This is a genomic window from Pseudomonas weihenstephanensis (genome assembly GCF_016812185.1).
Taxonomy (GTDB): Bacteria; Pseudomonadota; Gammaproteobacteria; order Pseudomonadales; family Pseudomonadaceae; genus Aquipseudomonas; species Aquipseudomonas weihenstephanensis.
In genome coordinates this window covers 304,525-323,708 of sequence record NZ_JAAEBV010000003.1, presented here as the reverse complement: position 1 = coordinate 323,708, position 19,184 = coordinate 304,525, and the positions used below count along the sequence as shown (strand labels likewise).

At 59.3% G+C, this 19,184-nt stretch carries 17 protein-coding genes, 1 pseudogene and 1 riboswitch; of the genes and pseudogenes, 8 read left to right on the top strand and 10 right to left on the bottom strand.

Translation table 11 applies throughout. From position 1 onward, the window contains the following. Window positions 1–37 precede the first annotated feature (37 nt). Window positions 38–751 (bottom strand): murein L,D-transpeptidase catalytic domain family protein, encoded by a 714-nt coding sequence (locus GYN01_RS12320; RefSeq protein WP_048401897.1) that lies wholly within the window; start codon window positions 749–751, stop codon window positions 38–40. 138 nt (window positions 752–889) lie between these two features. Here GYN01_RS12320 and GYN01_RS12315 point away from each other — a divergent pair, with 138 nt between their 5' ends. The 7 genes and pseudogenes from GYN01_RS12315 (at window position 890) to GYN01_RS12290 (ending at window position 10,772) form a co-directional block, all read left to right on the top strand. Next, window positions 890–2,458, top strand: coding sequence for a L,D-transpeptidase family protein (locus GYN01_RS12315; RefSeq protein ID WP_048401899.1), 1,569 nt, complete (start codon window positions 890–892; stop codon window positions 2,456–2,458). A 111-nt stretch (window positions 2,459–2,569) separates the two neighbouring features. Beyond that, a complete protein-coding gene (locus GYN01_RS12310; protein ID WP_048364965.1) occupies window positions 2,570–3,652 on the top strand; it encodes an NAD(P)H-dependent flavin oxidoreductase in 1,083 nt (360 codons plus the stop codon). Between the two features lie 58 nt (window positions 3,653–3,710). Beyond that, a pseudogene (locus GYN01_RS22680) lies at window positions 3,711–3,886 on the top strand (amidase); the annotation flags it as partial. 64 nt (window positions 3,887–3,950) lie between these two features. Beyond that, window positions 3,951–4,149, top strand: a riboswitch (cobalamin riboswitch). A 93-nt stretch (window positions 4,150–4,242) separates the two neighbouring features. Continuing rightward, complete coding sequence (cobW, locus tag GYN01_RS12305; RefSeq protein WP_238936231.1) at window positions 4,243–5,310, top strand: cobalamin biosynthesis protein CobW; 1,068 nt, start codon at window positions 4,243–4,245, stop codon at window positions 5,308–5,310. A 3-nt stretch (window positions 5,311–5,313) separates the two neighbouring features. Further along, window positions 5,314–9,084 carry a cobaltochelatase subunit CobN gene (gene cobN / locus GYN01_RS12300; RefSeq protein ID WP_203307204.1) on the top strand — a complete coding sequence of 1,257 codons (3,771 nt, stop codon included), beginning with the start codon at window positions 5,314–5,316 and terminating at the stop codon, window positions 9,082–9,084. A 15-nt stretch (window positions 9,085–9,099) separates the two neighbouring features. Continuing rightward, window positions 9,100–10,107: a magnesium chelatase ATPase subunit I gene (locus GYN01_RS12295; RefSeq protein ID WP_048401904.1), complete on the top strand. Its 1,008-nt coding sequence runs from the start codon at window positions 9,100–9,102 to the stop codon at window positions 10,105–10,107. 92 nt (window positions 10,108–10,199) lie between these two features. Continuing rightward, window positions 10,200–10,772 carry a vWA domain-containing protein gene (locus GYN01_RS12290; RefSeq protein WP_338053159.1) on the top strand — a complete coding sequence of 191 codons (573 nt, stop codon included), beginning with the start codon at window positions 10,200–10,202 and terminating at the stop codon, window positions 10,770–10,772. A gap of 158 nt (window positions 10,773–10,930) precedes the next feature. Here GYN01_RS12290 and GYN01_RS12285 read toward each other — a convergent pair whose 3' ends face one another. Further along, a complete protein-coding gene (locus tag GYN01_RS12285; protein WP_048364960.1) occupies window positions 10,931–11,197 on the bottom strand; it encodes a hypothetical protein in 267 nt (88 codons plus the stop codon). Window positions 11,198–11,539: 342 nt separating this feature from the next. On the opposite strand from GYN01_RS12285, the gene GYN01_RS12280 reads away from it, so the two are divergent. Continuing rightward, window positions 11,540–12,865: a sigma-54 dependent transcriptional regulator gene (locus GYN01_RS12280; RefSeq protein ID WP_203307203.1), complete on the top strand. Its 1,326-nt coding sequence runs from the start codon at window positions 11,540–11,542 to the stop codon at window positions 12,863–12,865. A 64-nt stretch (window positions 12,866–12,929) separates the two neighbouring features. Here GYN01_RS12280 and GYN01_RS12275 read toward each other — a convergent pair whose 3' ends face one another. The 8 genes from GYN01_RS12275 to pnuC all read right to left on the bottom strand — a co-directional run bounded on the left by GYN01_RS12275 (window position 12,930) and on the right by pnuC (window position 19,074). Further along, on the bottom strand, window positions 12,930–14,219 hold the full coding sequence (locus GYN01_RS12275; protein WP_203307202.1) for a hypothetical protein: 1,290 nt from the start codon (window positions 14,217–14,219) through the stop codon (window positions 12,930–12,932). A 47-nt stretch (window positions 14,220–14,266) separates the two neighbouring features. Beyond that, window positions 14,267–15,013: a hypothetical protein gene (locus tag GYN01_RS12270; protein WP_048364957.1), complete on the bottom strand. Its 747-nt coding sequence runs from the start codon at window positions 15,011–15,013 to the stop codon at window positions 14,267–14,269. 43 nt (window positions 15,014–15,056) lie between these two features. Then, complete coding sequence (locus GYN01_RS12265) at window positions 15,057–15,737, bottom strand: C39 family peptidase (protein WP_203307201.1); 681 nt, start codon at window positions 15,735–15,737, stop codon at window positions 15,057–15,059. A gap of 60 nt (window positions 15,738–15,797) precedes the next feature. Then, window positions 15,798–16,571, bottom strand: coding sequence for a hypothetical protein (locus GYN01_RS12260; RefSeq protein ID WP_048401912.1), 774 nt, complete (start codon window positions 16,569–16,571; stop codon window positions 15,798–15,800). 70 nt (window positions 16,572–16,641) lie between these two features. Continuing rightward, window positions 16,642–17,211, bottom strand: a complete 570-nt coding sequence (locus tag GYN01_RS12255) for a hypothetical protein (protein ID WP_048364954.1) — start codon at window positions 17,209–17,211, stop codon at window positions 16,642–16,644. Then, complete coding sequence (locus GYN01_RS12250; protein ID WP_048364953.1) at window positions 17,208–17,666, bottom strand: hypothetical protein; 459 nt, start codon at window positions 17,664–17,666, stop codon at window positions 17,208–17,210. Before GYN01_RS12250 ends, GYN01_RS12255 begins: the two co-directional genes overlap by 4 nt. Window positions 17,667–17,989: 323 nt before the next feature. Further along, window positions 17,990–18,514: an AAA family ATPase gene (locus GYN01_RS12245; RefSeq protein ID WP_048364952.1), complete on the bottom strand. Its 525-nt coding sequence runs from the start codon at window positions 18,512–18,514 to the stop codon at window positions 17,990–17,992. Then, the gene (gene pnuC / locus GYN01_RS12240) at window positions 18,511–19,074 is read right to left on the bottom strand and encodes a nicotinamide riboside transporter PnuC (RefSeq protein WP_048364951.1); all 564 of its coding nucleotides are present in this window, start codon (window positions 19,072–19,074) and stop codon (window positions 18,511–18,513) included. The genes GYN01_RS12245 and pnuC overlap by 4 nt, the downstream gene beginning before the upstream one ends. Window positions 19,075–19,184: the final 110 nt, after the last annotated feature.

Here is a 19,184-nt window from a genome sequence, read left to right as displayed (position 1 = left end):
GAAGGTCTGTAGTGACACTCGGTGAAAGTCGAAGGGTTTAACTGCCTTTAGCGGTCACGATAGTCGCTACCAAGCGGGGCTGACAGTTGAGGTAGGCTGAGGACTGTAGCCAGCGCTGGTCGGGATACCAGGCAAACATGAACTGACCGTCCTTGAGTTTGTCTACCACTTGGCGTGCCACTTGCGGCCGTACGGCGGGGCAGCCCTGGCTGCGGCCGATACGGCCTTGGCGCTGGCTCCAAAGCGGGTTCACGTAGCTGGCCGCGTGTATCACGATGTCACGCTCACGGGCTCGATCGTTGATACCAGGCTCCAGGCCGTCCATGCGCAAGGAGTAGCCATGCGCGCCTTTATAGCTTTCCTGGGTACGGAACAGGCCCAGGCTAGACTGAAAGCTACCTTCTTTATTGGAGAATTGAGTCGCGAAGTTTTCACCGGAGTTTTGCCCGTGAGCAACCAGATCACGCAGTACCAGCGTTTTTTTGCGCAGATCGAATATCCACAAGCGGCGTGCTGTCGAGGGCTGGGAGTAGTCGATCACGGCCAGGTGTTGAGCTTGACTGGCGCCGTTGTTGACCGCGCATTGCATCGCACTGAGGGCACTTTTTAGTGCTTGGGGATTGAGTTCTGGTGCTGCCTGGGCGAGGCTGTTGAACAATACCGGTTTAGAGGGGCTGGCGGCGAACACGGGGCTACAGAGTGTGCCCAGAGTCGCAGCGGCCAGACAAAGCCGACGCAAAAAAATCAGCATAAGTTGAATATTCTCACTGTTGAATGGGCTCCTGACGCTTCGCGGGTAACGCGCAACGACTGTATAAAAGGCTGGCCTGAGTGCGACGGGTGATACGGTGCCCCATCTACCGGATGGCCATGGATTGGAGTAAAGCAGTTGATCAAAAAACACGCATGTTACTTGAGCCTTGCCTTGCTGGTAGCGCCATTGGTCGCGCTGGCGGATGAAGTGCCGGTTGATCCCGTCACGTTGTTGCAAGTGGCGCCCACAGAACTGGCCAAGGTTTGCCCGCAGTTGGCACCGCGCCTGACTGCGTCCACTCAGCCACTGTTGCAGGGATTTTACCAGGGCCAGAGTTATCAGCCGGTGTGGTCGGTCAACGGTCGCCTTTCTGCCTTGCAGGCCGCGTTGCCCCAGCTTGCGGATGATGGCCTCGACCCCGGGCACTACGCCTTGCCCAAAAACGAGGGCATGTGTGCCGACATCGACATCAGCCTGCACTACCTGCAAGCCCTGCACGACTTGCATTACGGTCGTCTAGACCCGTCGCGCTTCGAGCCGGTGTGGCACTCCAACGACGTTATGCCGGACCGCCAGGCGGCACTTCTTGCCCTTGCAGTGCCGGGTGTGCAGGACGTCGCCGATGCATTCAATCAGGCACGTCCAGCGCTTGAGCGTTATCAAAATTTGCGCAAGGTCTATGCACGTTTGCGCCAACAACCCTTGCCGACGTGGCCGGTTGTGGGCAGTGGCCCCCTGCTTAAACCCGGCATGCAGGATGCGCGGGTGCCGGTGTTGGCGCAGCGCATGCTCAGCGAAGGCTATTTAAGCGCATTACCCAACGTGAGTAACAACACCTACTCGCCTGAGTTGGCCGCTGCAGTGAAGAGTTTTCAACTGGATCATTCGCTGCAAGCCGATGGGGTCATCGGGCCGGGCACCTTGAAAGAGATGAACGTCAGCCCACAGATGCGGCGTGATCAGTTGCGTATCAACCTAGAGCGTTTTCGCTGGATGGCGCACGATTTCGAACCCACCAGTTTGTTGGTCAATGTGCCCGCGGCGCTGCTGATGGTCTATCAGAATGGGGTGCCGGTTTGGCAGACCCGAACGCAGGTGGGCAGGGCGGATCGACAAACACCCTTGTTGAAGTCGCGCGTCACGCGGTTGACGCTGAACCCGACATGGACCATTCCGCCGACCATTTTCAAACAGGACAAACTCCCGCAAATCCGCCGCGATCAGTCGTATCTGGCCCGCCATGATTTGCAAGTGCTCGACAGCAACGGGCAAGTGCTGGCCGCTCAGGATGTCAACTGGGATCGCCCCGGCAATATCTTGTTGCGCCAGGGTGCAGGCCCGCGCAATCCGCTGGGCAAAATTGTGGTGCGCTTCCCTAACCCGTTCTCGGTGTATTTACATGACACACCGAGCCAGGCGCTGTTCAGTAAAGGCCCACGCGCCTTTAGTTCGGGTTGCGTGCGGGTTGAGTCGGCTTTTGAGTTGCGGGACTGGCTGGTCAATCCTGCGGAAAAAACCCGCACCGAAGAATTGCTCAGTACCGGTCGCACTCATGAGTTTCGACTGGCACAACCCATGCCCATCTTGATGACTTACTGGACCGCACAAGCCCACAAGGACGGTAAAGTGTCCTTCGCCCCGGACATCTATGACCACGATCCAGCGCTGATTGCGGCGCTTGTCAGCAAGTCACCAACCCCGTAGTCAGGGTTCGTGTTTGTAGCGGGGTGGCAGGCATCCCGGCTTTGAATCACTCAAGCCCCATGGCGCGCTTCAATTCACTTTTTTCTGATGATCGATTCTGGAGATACCCGCATGAACGGTTGGCCGGATTCACGCTTTATTGAATTGGCAGGTATTAGCGCGCCGATCATTCAAGCACCGATGTTGGGGGCGGGCGCAGACCTCATGATCGGCGTGGCGAAGGCGGGTGGGCTGGGGTCTCTGGCGTGTGCCACGCTGACGTTGGACTCGATTCGTGCCGAGGTTGCAGCTTTTCGCGAGGCGTGCGATCAACCACTGAACCTCAACTTCTTTTGCCACCAGCCCCCCGCCCACGATGAAGGTCGTGCCCAACAGTGGAAGTCGCTGTTCAAGGCGTACTACCAAGAGTTGGGTGTCGATTATGATGCGCCTGCTCCCGTGTCAAGCCGCGCACCGTTTGACGAGGCGACGTGTGCGCTGGTTGAAGAGTTACGCCCGCAAGTGGTGAGTTTTCATTTCGGTTTACCGGCTCCGCAGCTGTTGGCACGGGTTAAAGCCTGTGGTGCAAAAGTGCTGAGTTCGGCCACCACGGTGGAGGAGGCGATATGGTTGGAGCGCCACGGCTGCGACGCAATCATTGCGATGGGCTACGAAGCCGGTGGCCACCGGGCGATGTTCTTGAGTGATGAGCTGAGCACACAAATCGGTACGTTCGCCCTAGTGCCGCAGATCGTTGACGCGGTGGGTGTGCCTGTTATTGCAGCAGGCGGGATTGCGGATGCCAGGGGCATCGCAGCCGCGTTTGCGTTAGGCGCCAGTGCAGTACAAATCGGTACGGCGTATCTGTTTTGCCCGCAGGCCACGTTGACGCAACCGCATCGCCGCGCCCTGCGCGAAGCCAGTGGTAGCCAAACGGCGCTGACCAATCTATTTACCGGGCGCCCGGCGCGCGGGATCGTCAATCGAGTGATGCGCGAAATGGGCCCGATCAACCCTCAGGCGCCAGCCTTTCCGTTGGCCGGCGGGGTGTTGTTGGCGCTCAAAGCCAAAACCGAACCCCACGGTTCAGGCGACTTCATTAACCTGTGGGCGGGCCAGGGCTTTACGTTAAGCCCAGGGCGTACTGCCGAGCTGTCCTCTTATGAGCTGACACGCACATTGATCGATGCGTATGCCGCACGCCGCCCAGCCTAAGGCCGAGTGTTTTGTTCGCGAAGACGCCCAAGGCGCTGGCGCACTCGGCACCTGCGTCATTGGCGACTACATGGAAGATCAATTTCAGTGCTATGACCTGATCCTGTCCCCGGTCACGGCCAATGTGACACCCACAACGCGATGGGCGGCGCCAGTTTCACCGTGCTGGCCAATGTCAGCGGGGAACCGGCCCTATCACTGCCGATAGGCATGATGTTCACCCGCGGCCTTGGGCTAAATTGCCCACCGTCTCACGCGACACCATGCGCCTTAACATTGACCTGTTACAACGCACTGCGTAGCCTTGCGCGTTCGAGGTTCTTCGCCACGCGAAGCTAAGAAGGGAACGCGGTATGCCGCGGCTGCCCCCGCAACTGTAAACGGTCAATTGCCTTGCATCGCCACTGCCTGATCCGCGGGAAGGCGCAAGGAGGGGCACAGCCACTGGCTGAGGCCCAGCCGTAAGCCAGGAGACCTGCCTCGTGACTGTTTCTTACTTCAACCGGGCGGGGTGATCCGGTGGCGAAAACGACCGCACACTGCCTGCGGTCGTCGTCCCGTATGCCCGCCGCTTTGCCAAAGGGCATCCGATGAAAACACTGGCCAAAATCCCCGTCACGATCGTTACCGGCTTCCTCGGCTCGGGCAAAACCACTTTGTTGCGTCACATGCTCGACAACGCACAGGGTCGACGCATTGCGGTGATCGTCAACGAGTTCGGCGAGCTGGGCATTGATGGTGAAATCCTCAAGCAGTGCACCATCGGTTGCACCGAAGAAGAAGCCAACGGCCGTGTGTATGAACTGGCTAACGGCTGTCTGTGCTGCACCGTGCAGGAAGAATTCTTCCCGGTGATGCGCGAATTGGTGGCACGCCGTGGCGACATCGACCACATCCTGATCGAAACCTCGGGTCTGGCACTGCCAAAACCGCTGGTCCAGGCGTTCCAGTGGCCAGAAATCCGCAGTGCCTGCACCGTTGATGCGGTGATTACCGTGGTCGACAGTCCAGCCGTTGCGGCCGGTACGTTTGCCGCGTTCCCGGATCAAGTCGACGCCCAGCGCAAACTGGACCCTAACCTGGACCACGAATCACCGTTGCATGAGTTGTTTGCCGATCAACTGGCCAGCGCCGACCTGGTGATTCTCAACAAAGCCGACCTGATCAACCTGCAGGACCTGGCCAAGGTGCGCGCAGAAGTTGCCGAAGAGCTGCCGCCTGCGGTGAAAATCATCGAAGCCAGCAGCGGTCGCCTGCCGCTGGACGTGCTGTTGGGCCTGGGCAACGGCTCGGAAGAACACATCGACAGCCGCCACAGTCATCACGACCATCATCATGATGGCGATGACCATGACGACCACGACCACGATGCCTTCGACTCCATTTCCATCCAATTGCCGCAAGCCGAAGAGCGTGTACTGCTGGACGCCTTGACCCAACTGGTAATCAAGCACGGTATTTTGCGGGTTAAAGGTTTTGCTGCGATTCCTGGCAAACCGATGCGCTTGCTGATCCAGGGTGTGGGCACGCGTTTTGACAAGCATTTCGACCGCGCCTGGGGCGCTGATGAAAGCCGTGTGACCAAGCTGGTGCTGATTGGCCAGGACTTGGACGCCGCCCTGCTCGAAGCCTCCCTGCGTACAGCGTTGAGCGCCTAAACCATGCATTTGCTCAGGACCCAACCCGGCGGCTTTGTATCAGACGACAACATTGCTGACCTGGGGCAAACCCCCGCCGAGCTGGTGATCCTGTGCAGCGGCGACTCAAGCCTGGCGCTGTTGGCCGAAGCGGCCCAGCAGTTGCCGCACGACTACCCCAGCCTGCGTCTGGCCAACCCGATGCAGATACAAAATCATGCCTCGGTCGACTTATATGTCGATCAGGTGCTGCAACACGCCAAAGTCATTGTGCTGTCGCTGCACGGCGGGATTGGCTATTGGCGCTACGGCATAGAACAACTGATGCAGTTGGCCGAGCGCGGGGTCACGCTGATCCTGGTGCCCGGTGACGATCGTCCCGACCCGGAACTCAGTGCGCTGAGCACGGTTGCGCCCGAACAGGGCGAACGCTTATGGCATTTTTTGCGTCAGGGCGGGCGACACAACGCACTGCAACTGTATAACTGCCTGGCCCAGCAGTGGCTGGGCCGCGACTATGCGTGGGACGCGCCGCTCACTTTGCCGCGCACCGCGATCTATCACCCTGCGCATTCCAGCCCACAGCTCAAGGACTGGCAAGCCGACTGGCACCCGGACTACCCGGTGGCGGCGCTGCTGTTCTATCGCTCGCATTTGCAAGCGGCCAACACGGCGTTTGTCGATGTGTTTTGCCAGCGCCTGCAACAGGCCGGATTGAATCCGTTGCCCATCGCCGTGGCCAGTCTTAAGGAACCCGGTTGTCTGGCGGTGGTGCAGGACCTCCTGGATCAGGTTGAAGCCGGGGTCATTCTCAACACCACCGGGTTTGCTCAATCAAGCCCCGAAGCGCCGCACCTGCGGCCATTTCGGCGCAACATCCCGGTGATTCAAGCCATTTGCGCCCAAGACAACGAGCCAGGCTGGCGCGCCAGCGAACAGGGCCTTGGCCCGCGTGATCTGGCGATGCACATAGCCTTGCCGGAACTGGACGGGCGCATCATCAGCCGCCCCATCAGTTTCAAAGATTTGGCCTGGCGCAGTGAGCGCAGCCAGTCGGATGTGGTGTGCTACCGCGCGCAACCGGAGCGCATGGACTTTGTCGCACACCTGGCGCGGCGCTGGGTTGAGCTGGCACGGGTGCCCAATGCGCAAAAGCGCATTGCCCTGATTCTCGCCAACTACCCGACCCGTGACGGTCGTATCGGCAACGGGGTAGGGCTGGACACCCCGGCGGCCGCGTTGAATATATTGCGCGCGTTGCAGGCGCAGGGTTATCCGCTCGACGCCGACCTGCCCGACAGTGGCACCGCGCTGATTCACGCCTTGCTTGGCGGCGTCAGTAACGACCTGGACAGCCTTGACCTGCGACCTTGCCATCAAAGCATGGGGCTGGACGAATACGGCGCCATGTTCAGGGCCTTGCCTCAAGCCAATCAGCGCGCCGTGCTGGAACGGTGGGGCAGCCCTGAAAACGATCCAATGTTTCGCAGTGGGCGGCTGATGATCGCCGGCCTGCGATTTGGCCAGACCTTTGTCGGCATTCAGCCCGCCCGTGGCTACCAAGTGGACGCCAGCGCGGTCTACCACGACCCGGATTTGGTGCCGCCGCACGCGTATCTGGCGTTCTACTTTTGGCTGCGTCACACCTACGGCGCGCACGCCGTGGTCCACGTCGGCAAACACGGCAATCTGGAATGGTTGCCGGGTAAGGGCGTCGGTCTTTCAGAGCACTGCTGGCCCGACGCACTGCTCGGCCCGCTGCCCAATGTCTACCCGTTCATCGTGAATGACCCGGGCGAGGGCGCGCAGGCCAAACGGCGGACGCAGGCGGTGATCATCGACCACCTCATGCCGCCACTGACCCGTGCAGAAACCTATGGCCCGTTGCGCGATCTGGAGCTGTTGGCTGACGAGTATTACGAAGCCCAACTGCTGGACCCGCGGCGCGCGCGTGAGCTGCAACGCGACATTCTGAAGCTGGTGCGCGAAACCCATATCGACCGCGAATTACAACTGGATGAAAAGCTCGACAGCGATGCCGATGCTGCGATCTGGCTGCCGCGGCTCGACACCTACCTGTGCGACCTCAAAGAGTCGCAAATACGCGACGGGCTGCACATCTTCGGCGAATCGCCCAGCGGCCGTTTGCGCATCGACACGCTGTTGGCGTTGTTACGCATTCCGCGTGGCGACGGACGTGGGGCGCAGTCCAGCGTATTGCGTGCGCTGGCCAAGGCATTCGAACTGGGCTTTGACCCGCTCGATTGCGCCCTGGCTGAACCGTGGACAGCGCCCCGGCCGGGGGTGTTGCTGGCGGTCAGTGAGGCGCTTTGGCGCACCGCAGGTGATACCCGTGAGCGCCTTGAACTGTATGCCGCGCAATTGATCGAGCAGGCGTTAGACGGTCAATTGCACCTGCCTGACGGCGAGCAATGGTGCGAAGTGCAGAGCATTTTTGACGCCTTGATTGAGGTGGTCGCCCCGCGTCTGGATGCGTGCGGCCCGGCTGAAATGCAAGGTTTGCTCGATGCCTTGCAGGGACGCTTTGTGCCCGCAGGCCCCAGTGGCGCACCGAGCCGCGGGCGACTGGATGTATTGCCCACCGGGCGCAATTTCTTTTCGGTGGATGTGCGCAACCTGCCCACCACCACCGCGTGGCGCATCGGTTTTCAATCGGCCAACCTGATTCTCGAACGTCATTTGCAAGACCACGGCGACCATCTGCGTCAGTTGGGACTGTCGGTGTGGGGCACGGCCACCATGCGCACGGGCGGTGATGACATCGCGCAAGCCATGGCACTGATGGGCGTACGCCCGGTGTGGGCCACGGGCAGCCAGCGGGTGGATGACTTTGAAATCCTGCCGGTCAGCTTGCTCGACCGGCCGCGTGTCGATGTGACGCTGCGGGTGTCCGGGTTCTTTCGTGATGCCTTTGCCAACCTCATTCGCCTGTTTGACGCCGCCGTGCAAGCCGTGGCGGCGCTGGATGAACCGGATGAGCTGAATCCGCTGGCGGCCAAAGTGCGTGCCGAGCGCGAGCAATTGGAGCGCGAAGGCATTGCGCCGCAAGCCGCTGCACGCCAGGCGGGCTGGCGCATATTCGGGGCCAAGCCCGGTGCTTATGGCGCCGGGGTGCAAAATGCCATTGATGGGCGGGTGTGGCAGAGCCGCGAGGACCTGGCCGAGGTGTACCTGAACTGGGGCGGTTATGCGTATGGCGGTGCCGATGAAGGCACGGCCGCGCGTGACCAGTTCGCCCAGCGCCTGAGTCAGGTACAGGCCGTGGTGCAAAATCAGGACAACCGTGAGCATGATCTGCTCGACTCTAATGATTACTACCAGTTCCAGGGTGGCATGCTGGCGGCCGTGGAAAGCTTGAGCGGTCAATCGGCGGCCAGCTATCACGGCGACCACAGCCAGCCCGATTTGCCTAAAATCCGTACCCTCAAAGAAGAGCTGAACCGGGTGATCCGTTCGCGTGCCGCCAACCCCAAGTGGATCGAGGGGGTTAAGCGTCACGGTTATAAAGGCGCGTTTGAAATGGCCGCCACGCTGGACAATGTGTTTGCGTTCGATGCCACCACGCATTTGATCGACGATCATCAGTACGCGTTGCTTGCTGATGCCTACTTGCTGGATGGCGACACACGCCAGTTCGTGCAGCAACACAACCCGCACGCCCTGCGCGACATGACCGAACGCCTGCTGGAAGCCCAGCAGCGTGGATTGTGGCGTGAGCCGGGTGAGTACCGCGAGGCGTTGGAAAACCTGCTGCTCGACATTGAAGAAGACTGACTTGGAAATCTGGACATGACTGACACCCCGCACTTTCCACTCTCCGCAGTCGTGGGCGCCGAGGATTTGAAACTGGCGCTGTGCCTGACTGCAATTGACCCCAAGGTCGGTGGCGTGCTGATCGAAGGCCCGCGCGGCATGGCCAAATCGACCTTGGCCCGCGGCCTGGCAGATGTGCTGGCCAGCGGTCAGTTCGTCACGCTGCCGTTGGGGGCTACCGAAGAGCGACTGGTCGGAACCCTCGACCTGGATGCCGCGTTGGGTCAAGGCACGGCGCAGTTTTCGCCCGGCGTGTTGGCCAAGGCCGATGGCGGCGTGCTGTATGTCGATGAAGTGAACTTGCTGGCCGACCACCTGGTCGACGTGTTGCTCGACGTTGCCGCCAGCGGCACCAACGTGGTTGAGCGTGATGGCATATCCCATCGTCACCCGGCGCGTTTTGTGCTGATTGGCACCATGAACCCGGAAGAGGGCGAATTACGCCCGCAGTTGCTCGACCGTTTTGGCCTGAATGTGGTCATGAGCGGGCAGCCGCTACCGGCCGAGCGCGGCGAAATCATTCGTCGGCGTCTGGATTTTGACGCTGATCCGCAAGGCTTTTGCGCCCGCTGGGCCAGCCATCAGGATGCCTTGCGCGCACGGTGTGAGCAGGCCCGCGCATTGCTCGGCCAGATAGCGCTGGATGACCAGGCGCTGGCAACCATTACCGAGTGTTGCTTCGCCGCAGGTGTCGACGGCATGCGTGCCGACCTGGTGTGGCTGCGTGCTGCCCGTGCCCATGCGGCCTGGCGCGGCGCCAGCGCAATTGCCCAGCACGACATAGATGCCGTCGCCGAGTTTGCCTTGCGTCATCGTCGGCGAGCGCATGCGGCACAATCGCCAGCCCCGGAGTCGATGCCGCCTCAAACCACAACCGGCAACTCGACTTCCAGCGCAGGGCAAGGGCAGTGGGGCGAGTTGCCAGCCCAGCCACAGGCGGTAGGTGCGCGCCGAGAAATACCCGTCTGGCCAAAAAAGCCTTAGGCATTCGCCCCCTTTCAGCGTTGGGGGCGGGTGCCAAACCCCAAGCCGGAATGTTGAAAACGGGCAAGCAAGGTGCCAGTCGCAGGGGTGCATTGGGTTCAATTGATTGGGTTCAGACACTGCTGCGCGGGCGCCCGCGAACACGCCGGGATTTGGCCTTTAATCAGCGTCAAAGTACGCCGCAGGCCATGTGGCTGGTGATCGTTGATGCTTCGGCTTCAACCCGTCGCCATCAATCGCTGACCGATGCCAAAGGGTTATTGGCCCAGGTGTTTGAACAGGCTTACCGCGAGCGTGCGCGGGTTGCCGTCATGACCGCCAGTGGCAATGTGCCGACCTGGCACGTGAGCGGGCTAAAAGCCTCAAAGACGTTGCACGACTGGCTGACTACTTTGGGGGCGGGAGGCGGCACGCCATTACTGGAGGCGCTGGCTGAGGCGGCGTCCTGGCTGAGCACCCGGCAAAAGCGCCTTGTGAATGAACAGCAGCAGGTGTTGCTGTTCACGGACGGTCGGCTCAAAGAGTGGTCAACACTACCGCGGATCGAGTGCCCGGGGGTACTTGTCGATATAGAGCGCGGGCCGATCCGCCTGGGCCGGGCCAAGCAAATGGCGACCGGTCTGGGCATGGATTACCGGCACATCGACGAACTCAAAATCGTGTAGGCGCTGACGAGGCACGAAGCAGCGCTCGGGTGCGCAGCAGCCGTAAACCCGAGCACTGCGGTGTGTCTGAACCACCAGATTGATGCTGTTACAACTGCTGCGCGGGCAGACGTAGCCTCGCACGACTCATCAGGGCTACAGCCGTATTGATCTGCGCCTTAAGCCGGCATCACCCAAGGTTGCAGCGTGTAGCCGTCATTGCTTAACTCGGCGCGGGTTTGGGCCAGCAGGTTTTCGAGTTGGGCGGCGTCAGCGCAGGCACTGCGTGGGATCTGTTTGCTAACAATACGGGTATTGGTGCGGTCAATGACGCTCAGGCTCAGTTCGCCATGGCCTTCTTGTGCAGCCCAGGCAACGCATTGGAAAGGCTCAAAAGCGTGGCCGGCAATCAAAAGTGCTTCGTTGAAACGGAGCGGGGCGTTCATAAGGTGGTCTCTCTAATAGGCCCATCAAGTGATTAACCGTCGGCTGGGCATACCGTTCGGTTGGTTACTTGTACTGATGACCGATGCCCCCTCTCAGGTCACACATAGAATCGATTTTTTTAAACCTTTTTTCATAAACCTGATTCAGGTCAATTTTCAGCGTGCTCGAAAACATTCTTTTGAGTGACAGCTAATGCTCTTTGAGTGGGTAAAGTTCAATTTGATATTAGGCTTATAAAGAAACGGTACAAGCGCGCGTCAAAGAATGACTACCGTTACCAACAGCTTCTACAACTTACTGTTTCTAAAAACCTTTTATTATTTTGGCGCCAAGGAACAGTCATGCTCGAATTGTCCTCATCCCGCCGTCTGTTAGTGGTTGATCCTTGTGATGATTGTCATCAGATACTGCCCGGGCTGCGCACCATCGGCTGGGATGTGGACAGTTGTAATCTGGACGCCGTGTTTGATCGTTCATGTGACGTAGGCTTGCTTCGCCTGCAACCGTTTCACTTGGAGCGCCCTGAAGCCGTCAAAGACATGATCAGCCGCAGCGGCACCGAGTGGATTGCCGTGCTCAGTCCTGAGGTCTTGAAACTGAAGAAAATGGGCGATTTTGTCGGCGAGTGGTTTTTTGACTTCCACACCTTGCCCTTTGACGTATCACGGGTCCAGGTCACGTTGGGGCGAGCGTTTGGCATGGCCCGGTTACGTGGGCAGGGTTTGAGTGCGGTGGCGAGCGCCGGTCATGAGTTACTGGGTGAAAGCCGTACCATTCGTGACCTGCGCAAACTCCTGGGCAAACTGGCACCCACCGAATCCCCGGTGTTGATCCGCGGCGAAAGCGGCACCGGCAAGGAGTTGGTTGCCCGCACCCTGCACCGTCAGTCACAGCGTCACGACAAACCCTTTGTTGCGATCAATTGCGGGGCGATCCCTGAACACCTTATCCAGTCCGAGTTGTTTGGCCACGAAAAAGGTGCGTTTACCGGGGCGCATCAACGCAAGACCGGCCGTATTGAAGCCGCCAACGGCGGTACGTTATTCCTCGACGAAATTGGCGACCTGCCGCTGGAGTTGCAAGCCAATTTGCTGCGTTTTTTGCAGGAAAAACACATCGAACGGGTGGGTGGCAGTCAACCGATTGCCGTGGATGTGCGGGTGTTGGCGGCCACCCACGTCGACTTGGAGGCGGCCATTGTCAATGGGCGGTTTCGTGAAGACTTGTACTACCGCCTCAACGTATTGCAGGTGGAAACCGCGCCTTTACGTGAACGCCATGGTGATCTGGCCATGCTGGCCAATCACTTTTCACACTTCTACAGCCTTGAAACCGGCCGCCGCCCGCGCACCTTCAGTGCCCAGGCCCTGGTTGCGATGGGCAATCATCAATGGCCGGGTAACGTGCGCGAGTTGGCCAACCGGGTTCGGCGCGGTTTGGTGCTGGCGGAAGGGCGGCAGATTGAACCGCCTGACCTGGGCCTTGAAGCGCGCCAAGCGCCCTGCGTGGCAATGGGCACGCTGGAAGAATACAAAGACCGGGCCGAACGCCAGGCACTGTGTGACGTATTGCAACGCCACAGCAATAACCTCAGCGTGGCCGCACGCGTGCTCGGCGTGTCGCGGCCTACGTTTTACCGTTTGTTGCACAAGCACCAGATCCGCTAGGGCGGGGCACAACGAAAAGGCCCGCCGTGTTCACCCACGGCGGGCCTTTTCCATGGGCGTTGGGTTAGAAGTAGTACGGGAATTTCAGGCTGAAAGTGAAGTCGGGCGCGTCTTCGGTCAGGCCGATCGACAGGTTGGGTACGATGGTCAGATTGTCGGTGGCCGCAATGGTCATGCCCACATTGAAATAACCCGCGTTGGCGTCGCTGGTGGTGAGGGTTTGCCAGTCCTGACCCTTGTATTTGATTTTGCTTTTGCTTTGGATCAGGTCAGACACCGAGAACGACATGCTCATTTTCTCGTTCAGAGCAAAGGCGATACCGGCGCCGATCTGGTAGCTATCACCCAGTTTGACGCTGCCCGGTTGGGTTTGATTGGCCCTGGAGCCGATATCGCTGAAGGAGTCCTCCAGGTTATAGGTGTAGGAGAGTGAGCCGAACAGCACCGCCGGGTCGAAGGTTTTGACCAGTGAGATGCCGGGCGTGATGGACCACACGCCATTACCCGTGGGCAAACTTTCAGGGTAGGAAATGTTGTCGCCACTGCCGCTCGCCTGGACCAGTTTGATGCCGTAGGGGTCTTTACCCGTGGGCGCTTTTACACGCACAGAAAATACCGCGTCGGGGGTGTTGGCGGACTCGTCGAGAAACTTGTAGGCCACGCCGACGTTGACGTCACCCAGGGTCGGGTCGCGGGTGACCGTTTTTTCGGCGGTTTGGGTGGCGTCGCCACCTGCGCCCGCCGATTGAAAGGTCGACTCGCGATAGACCACCGGCACGTTGATGTCGAACTGCCAACGATTATCGAGGTTGTAGCGTGCGGTGAGATCAAGCGTCCAGTTATCGGCCTTGATCCGGTCCAGGTCGATGTTGCCGAGCAGGATCGAGTCGAGCAGCAGCAAGCCGTTGAGGTTTAACTGGCGTGTGTCGTAGCGCGAGTAGGTGACGCCGGTTTCAACACTGAACTTGCCGCCGCCAAAAAAACCACTGGCTTCGTCGTAGAGGTTGGTCACGCTCTGCGCTGGTGCCGAGTCGTCTTTGAGGGCTTGACCGTAAGAACTGCCGCTGCCGCCTGCACCGCCGCCGCTGGCTTGTGACACGGTCTGGCCGCGCTTGAGGTCTGCCGGAGACTTGACCAGCCGTTGCGGGGCTGGGGCTGCAGGCTGTTCTTCCACTTGACGTACTCGCTGTTCGAGTACTGCCAGGGCTTTTTGTTGCTGGTCGTAACGTTGACGCAGTTCCAGTAATTCTTGCTTTAGTGTCTCGACATCACCCTCCGGGGCTGCCTGTAGCAGCGCGCAGGGAAGCAGAGTGCTCATACATACAACGGCGCGAAAGGTAAACGATCGATGCATGAAATAAGCCGTCCGGGGAAGTCTATTTAGTAGTGCCTCAGCCTAGTTCAATATCCCGCAGCGCGAAGGGCTTTTAGTTGGCTAATGCTGGAATTAAGTCCGTCGGTATTCACCGCGTTGTTACGCAGCACCATATTTAACTGCGTCATGTTATTCACCGCATTACCGCCGCCGAGCAACGTGGTGTTCTGTAAGACCCCGCCTTGAGCGATCTGCTGCAATGTAGTGCCTTGGTTATTGTTGGCGGTAATTGCTAACTGAACCGCGCCGCCGCTTATTGAAACATTCAGGTTGCCCGCCGCATTGTTGAGCTGTACCGGGGCGTTGGCCGTGAGCAATGTACCTTGCTGATTAAGCACTGGCGCCTGATTGCCATAGCTGACATTGATATCGACAGTGTTGTTGGCCCCGTTGTTGTCGCCCGCCGCGCGCACGCTTTGGACCACGCCTTGCCCCGCACCTAGCCCGGCGCCGCCCACCACGCTGCCGGTGCCGACGGTGGGCGTGCCGGGACGGCTTTGACCTTGAGTCGAGTAGGTGGTCACGTAGAATTGCGGTGTGACCGAGTTCTGTAAGTGCAGGGAGGTGCTGGCGCCTATGCTGTTGCCCTGGGCGTTGGTCCAGGTGCTGCTCATGACCAGACCGAAACTGACAATGCGTCCGGGCATCACAAACCGCCCGCGCAACTCAGCCAACTCCTGATCCTTCAATTCAATCGGTTTAAACATCGAGTCAGCTTGCGCCTGCAAACAGACGGCAACGCAACTGATTGCCAGCCAATAGTTGATATTCATGTGCCTCTCCCGAAGCGTCCTGCCCCGTGGTCAGTGTGTGCACTTAAAAGAAATCGCTTTGGATAAAACCGAAGTCCAGCAGCTCGGCATCTTTGACTGGGCTGAACCCGTTCAGTGTGTTCTTGGCCGAGAGCGGAACAGGCGGATCACGTAATGCATTGGTTTTGTCGTAGCCGGGGCCAATCACGGCAAACACAATGCCGTTCCAGCCTTTAACAAAATCGTCTTGGGAATAACGCTTATGACCCAGTACCGGGTCGCCGATGTACACCCAGTTGTCCTGTGTGCGTTGCAGCACCACAAAGTGCTTGTAGCCACGAATGTCCAACAGGACCACCACCGGCACGTTGATGTTTTGCAGGTTTTGCGCCGGGATGCGATAACCCCGTGCCCGCATGCCGATGCTTTCGATGTAGCGCTTCATGTCGAGCATCGAAAAACCTTGGGTGCGCACCAGCTCTTCGTTTGCATTGACCAGCATGCCCTTGATCACATGGTCTTCATCGACATCCAGCCAGTACGCCTGACGCAGAATCGTCGCCAGTGCGGCGGCGCCACAACTGAAGTCGGTTTTCTGTTCCACCAGGTCAGTGAAACGACGTTCGCGAATGCTTTGCACCGGTTTGTAAATCAGGTTGGCGCCCGGCAACGCAGCCACCGCCATTTGCGCCGCTTGCGCAACACCGGTCAAACACAGCAACACAGCGAGTGCGATGCGTAACATGAGCAGGCCACCTCGAACAAAGAAAGGGCCTCTGATGCAGAGGCCCTTTGAACCGGCGTGTTACATGGCGGTTTTGCTGACGCTGCTGATAGACAGCGAGTTACTCTGCTGGTTACCCACGCCTGACGCGACGTTGGCACCCACGTTGCCGGAGGTGGATTTAAGCGCATTGGTCATGTTGGAGTTGTTGCTGACCGGTACGCGGGGGGTGGTTGAACCAAAGCTCCACGGGGTGTGGGTGCTGACCGAGCTGAGGTCGTTAACCACGGTCAGGTTGTTGGAGGTCTGCGTTGCTCCGGCACCGGCGGTTGCCAGGTTGCCACCGGACACCGCAATGGCCAGGTTGTTTTTCTGCTGGTTAAGGTCGCCCGCAGCCACGTTTACCCCAACGTTACCCGAGGTGGTGTTGACCGAGTTGTTGAGTGTTGCCCCGTTCTGAGTGCCGTGGTTGTTCACTTTGTTGTAATAGCTGGACTGGCTGGCGCTGGTCAGCGCAGCGCCGGTCCCGAGCACAAAGTTCTGGTCATTGTTGGCGATGGCTGCGGCGTTATCTTGCTGGTTACCGGCACCCGACGCGACGTTGGCACCGATGTTGCCGCTGGTGCTTTTGATCGAATCGTCAACTTTTGCGCTGTTCAGCGTGCCGTTATTGGTGATGTTGTTGTCGTGACTGACTTGCACATCCGCGATCACAGCACTGGCGCCGTTAACCACAGCGGTGGTAGGCGTGGGGGTAGGGGTGGGGTGGCGATCACTGGTGTCCGCTTGAGCGGCCACAGCCATAAGTGCAGCCAGAGCGAAAACCAGTGGTTTAAGAGCCATTGCAGGTTTCATGGTGATTCTCCGTGCTTCATTAGTTTAGTGAGTGTTGGCATTTTTCTAATTGCACTGCGCGTTACCCGAGTCATTGCGCGACCCGTACATTCAGGGTGTTAGCCATGCGGTTCCCCACCCCTGCACTCTGGTTGACTTGAAGCACTCCACGGCTGCCGGTGAAGGCCTGATCGCTGGTAACGACCTGGCGGCTGCCTGTGTTGAGTGCTCCCGTTACCGAGTTTGGTGTCAACGCCACGTTCTGTTGCGCGAGGGCGTTGTCGTCGATGCTTTGCGCCGCTGTACTGATGCTGATCCGCACGGCGTTGACCATTTGATTGTTGGCGCCCGCAGATTGGTTGATCCCCAAAATACCGCTGCCATGACTGAACGAGTCGCCGTTAATACTGACCTGGGCGTCCAGCGCGGGGTCGGCCTGCCCAGTGAGTTGCTGGTTCACCCTGGTGTTGCCCTGCACCTGACTGCCAATGGAAATAGTGCGGGCATTGACTTGTTGCTGCTGGTTTCCGGCAGCCTGGTTGATCATCATGTTGCCGGTGTAACCGGTGCCGGAATTATTGATTTGGGCCTGATTGCTGTCAGCCAGCACGGGGGGGGATGCCAGTAGGGCTAGCACCAGCACAGAGATTTTCACGTTCATTGCCCGCCGCCCAAGGTGGTGAGCGGGCGCATGCCTTGCTCGATACTGCGATTGATCTGGCCCCCGAGATTGGCGCTCGGGCCACCTGAGCCGCCGGCTCGACCACTGCTGGTCAGGCCTGGCATGCCGGTGTGGTCGATCATGCCTGGCAGGTTATGGGTACCGGTGGTGATGGTGCGGGTAATGCTCGAACCCGTGCTGATGCGGGCAAAATCGCCATCGCCCAGTTCGCCTTGGGCCGTCATCGCATTGATCTGTGCTGCAGGGTTGGCGTTGACGACGGTGGGGTTGGGGTCAGGCGGGGCCGGGATACTGCCGACGGCATGCGGGTACACCTGGCGCGTGATAACGATTTCGCCGTTGTCCGCCGCCTGGGCGCTCAGGCAAACGAGTACAGCGCTGAGGCTGCAAGCCGTAAGCGCGTAACGGGTGAGTTGAGTGCGTAAAGTCCCCATGACATCGTTCTCTCTTCAATACGCTGGCCCTGATCAGCGTTGCGAAAGAGAGAGCAGAAGCTGTGCCGCTTTTTCAATTGCGTTTAAAAGCAATGAGTTGTCAGTTGGTGCCAGGGACGCGTCGCCTCCACTGTCTCAATGCTGAGACAGCGGCTCGAGCGTGTAATGGTGGGCTGCGGGTGCTTGGTGCGGGTTTGGCGGCTCCAATAGCCTATGTAACGGCACTGTTACACAGTCGCCTGAATCGCCTGCAGGCCCTGTTAATCAAGGGGGGGTGAGGGCATGGGTGTTTCAGTAGCGGACATATCAGGCGCGGATTTGTGTCAATTGGCCAGTAGCTGGCCCACAGCGTGCAGTGCGCAAGCTTGGCGCTCATCCCAACGCCCGCGAATGATTTGCATGGGTTGACGGTGCTGTTCGAGCCACGTGCGGCTTTGTTCAAAGAATTGCAGGCGCTCGACCAGGCTCGGTTGGCAACGCAGACCGTCGGGCGTCCAGTCCACATCCTCGGGCGACAACAGCAGATGCAGGTCGTAATGACGGCTCAATAATTCAGGTTCAAGCCAGGCCGGGCAGTCGCCGAACAGGGTCTTGCTCCACAGGATATTGCTCAGCAAATGCGTGTCGAGAATCAGCAATTGCGGGCTTTGGGCGCGAGCGGCGTCCTCCCATGCCAATTGACCACGGGCGATGGCCGTAATATCGCCAAGGCAGGTATCGCGAGGGTTTTGCTCCATGAAATAGCGCACATATTCAGCGACCAACAGGCCGCCAAACTGCTGTTGCAACTGCGCCGACAACCAGCTTTTACCGCTTGACTCAGGCCCGGCCAACACCACGACCTTCATGTACGCAGCGCCGGATCAAGACGCCAGTCACGCCAGCCCTGAATCGCAATCACCGTGAACAGGGCGTACAGACCTGCCGTGAGGTACAAGCCCTTGTACACAAATAAACCGACAAATATCACATCGACCACAAACCACAGCGCCCAACACTGCAACCGTTTTTGCGCCATCCACATTTGCGCCACCAGGCTGAAAGCGGTCAGCGCAGCGTCAAGCCACGGCTGCGCGGCGTCGGTCCAGTGCGCCATGGCGGCGCCCAGAGCCAGACTGCCCACGGCGCCGATGGCCAGCCCCGTGGCGACCTGGCGCGTGTTGAGCGCCGTCACTTGACGACCTTGGTGTTGTGCGCCAGCACGTGTCCACTGCCACCAGCCATAGAGTTGCAATGCCGCATAAATGACTTGCAGCAGCATGTCGGAATAGAGCTTCACCTCGAAGAAAATCCAGCTATAGAGCAACACCATGACCAGCCCGATGGGCCAGCACCAAGGGTTTTGTTTGACTGTCAACCAGACGGCAATGACGCCGAGTGCGGCGGCAAACAGTTCAAGCCCTGACATGGGGGTTCCTTGGGGGGAGAGAGAAGGGCGAGGATTGTAACCTCAGGTGCGCTCGTTGTGGTCGTCGGCAACGACAAACATCCCGTAGGGGAGGAGGCCGATCTGCCCAC